Annotated in this window: 2 protein-coding genes and 1 pseudogene; 2 read left to right on the forward strand and 1 reads right to left on the reverse strand. The window is 69.8% G+C overall.

What is annotated here, in order from left to right; translation table 11 throughout:
- Positions 1-162 precede the first annotated feature (162 nt).
- Together gshB and B2515_RS00010 are read left to right on the forward strand one after the other, a co-directional pair.
- A pseudogene (gene gshB / locus B2515_RS00005) lies at positions 163-1,097 on the forward strand (glutathione synthase).
- A gap of 39 nt (positions 1,098-1,136) precedes the next feature.
- Positions 1,137-1,739: a DedA family protein gene (locus tag B2515_RS00010; protein WP_293872487.1), complete on the forward strand. Its 603-nt coding sequence runs from the start codon at positions 1,137-1,139 to the stop codon at positions 1,737-1,739.
- 12 nt (positions 1,740-1,751) lie between these two features.
- Here B2515_RS00010 and B2515_RS00015 read toward each other — a convergent pair.
- The coding region (locus B2515_RS00015; protein WP_293872488.1) for a tyrosine-type recombinase/integrase at positions 1,752-2,544 on the reverse strand (793 nt) is incomplete at its 5' end.

Below are 2,544 nucleotides of genomic sequence, written 5' to 3' on the forward strand. Positions count from 1 at the left end.
CGTCCTCCGCGCCTCTGCGCGAACTGTCCCTTTCTTCGCGTCTTCACATGGACATCCCCGACGCGAACCAAAGCTTCACACCCCGAAACCCCGCCGCTGGTGACATCCGCCCCCCGCGACCCTAAGTCCGCACCCGAGACCAACAACCCTGCGAGTGCGTCCATGTCCCTCACCGTCGCCGTCCAGATGGACCCGCTCGANNGGCGATTCCACCTTCGCGCTGATGATCGCCGCGCAGGCGCGCGGCCACAGCCTGTTCCATTACACCGCCGAGGACCTCAACTACGCCGACGGCCGCGTCTGGGCGAAGGCGCATCCGGTCACCGTCCAGCGGGTCGCGGGCGACCATTTTCGCTTCGAGGCGCCGGTCACGCTCGACCTCGGCGAACAGGCCGATGTCGTGCTGATGCGGCAGGACCCGCCGTTCGACCTCGGCTATATCACCGCGACGCACCTGCTCGAACGGATCGCCGACCGCACGTTGGTGGTGAACAACCCGCGCAGCGTCCGCAACGCGCCCGAAAAGGTGTTCGTGCTCGACTATGCGCAGTTCATGCCGCCGACGCTCGTCACCCGCAGCCTCGACGAAGCGCGCGCCTTCCTCGCCCGGCATGGCGAGATCGTCGTCAAGCCGCTGCACGGCAACGGCGGCAAGGCGATCTTCCGCGTCGGCAGCGACGGCGCCAACCTGTCGGCGCTGATCGAGGTGTTCAACCAGACGTGGCGCGAGCCGCATATGGTGCAGGCGTTCCTGCCCGCCGTCGCCAAGGGCGACAAGCGCATCGTGCTGGTCGACGGCGAGGTCGTCGGCGCGATCAACCGCCTGCCGGGCGAGGGCGAGATCCGCTCCAATCTCGCGGTCGGCGGATCGGCGGTGAAGACCGAACTGACCGACCGGGAGCGCGAGATCTGCGCCGTCCTCGGGCCGGAACTGAAACGCCGCGGCCTGCTGTTCGTCGGCATCGACGTGATCGGCNNNNATCAACGTCACCTCCCCCACCGGCATCGTCGCGATCGAGCGGTTCGACGGTACCGATGTCGCCGGGCTGATCTGGGATGCGATCGAACGCAAGCTGCCGCTGCCCGCGCAGGTCTGACGGAACGGGGCCGGCGCCCCCGCCGTTACCCGTCCCGACATGACCGAATTCATCCTCAACGGGATCGCCTGGGGCGGGTATTTCGGTATCTTCCTACTGATGGCGCTGGAAAATATCGTGCCGCCGATCCCGTCTGAGGTCATCATGGGCCTCGGCGGCATGGCGGTCGCGCGCGGCGACATGGCGGTCGTGCCGCTGGTCCTGTGGGGCACCGCTGGCACCACGGCGGGCAATTACTTCTGGTATCATGTCGGCCGTCATATCGGCTATGCGCGCTTCCGCCCGTTCGTCGACCGGCACGGCCGCTGGCTGACGCTGGAATGGGACGATGTCGAACGGCTCCACCGGTTCTTCGTCCGCCATGGCGGCTGGGTCGTCTTCGTCTTCCGCTTCATGCCGACGTTCCGCACGATCATCTCGCTGCCGGCCGGCATCACCTGCATGCCGTTGTGGCGCTTCCTCGTCTGGACCTTCGCCGGCAGCCTGATCTGGAACAGCATCCTCGCCGCCGCCGGCCTCTATCTCGGCTCGCGGTTCGAAGAACTCGACCGCTACGTCGGCCCGCTCGCGATCGCGCTCACCGTGCTGATGATCGGCGGCTATCTGTGGCGCGTCGCGACGTGGAAACCGCGCGAACGCTAGGGCGGCCGTCGATCACGCGCGCGGATGCGCGTTGCGGTAAACGTCGAGCAGATGCGCCGCATCGACCGCGGTATAGACCTGCGTCGAACTCAGGCTGGCATGGCCCAACAGCTCCTGCAACGCGCGAAGGTCGGCGCCCCGCCCCAGCAGATGCGTCGCGAAGCTGTGCCGTAGCGCATGCGGCGTCGTCCGCTCGCCCAGCCCCAGCCGCCCGCGCGCGCGCTGCACCGCCTTGCGGATCATGCCCGGCGACAGCGGTCCGCCCTTCGCCCCGCGGAACAGCGGCGCGGCCGCGTCGAGCGCCCACGGCACCTGCGCCACATAGCCCTCGATCGCGGCGCGCACCTGCGGCAGCAGCGGCACCACCCGCGTCTTGTCGCGCTTGCCCGTCACCATCAGCGTCTCGCCGAGCGGCAGCACCCGCGCGGGCAGCGCGATCGCCTCGCCGATGCGCAGCCCCGCGCCGTACAGCAGCAACAGCACCGCCCAGTCGCGCGCACCGATCCACGGCTCGACGGCCTCGTCCGCCACCTCCCCGGCCAGCGCCAGCACCTCGTCGGGCGAGATCGGGCGCGGCACGCCCTTCTTCACCCGCGGCCCGCGCACCCGCGGCGGCGGCGCGTCCGGCGCGGCAAAGGCAAGGAAGCCGCGCACCGCCGACAGCTCGCGCGCGGCCGAGGCATTGCCCAATCCCCCGCCCGGTCCGCCCCGCCGTGCCGCCAGAAACGCACGCAGATCGGCCGGGGTGACACGCGCCAGCGCCGCCGCATCCACCCGCTCGCCCCAATGCGTCTGGAGGAAGGCG

It is taken from the genome of Sphingomonas sp. UBA978, assembly GCF_002292295.1.
Classification (GTDB): Bacteria; Pseudomonadota; Alphaproteobacteria; order Sphingomonadales; family Sphingomonadaceae; genus Sphingomonas.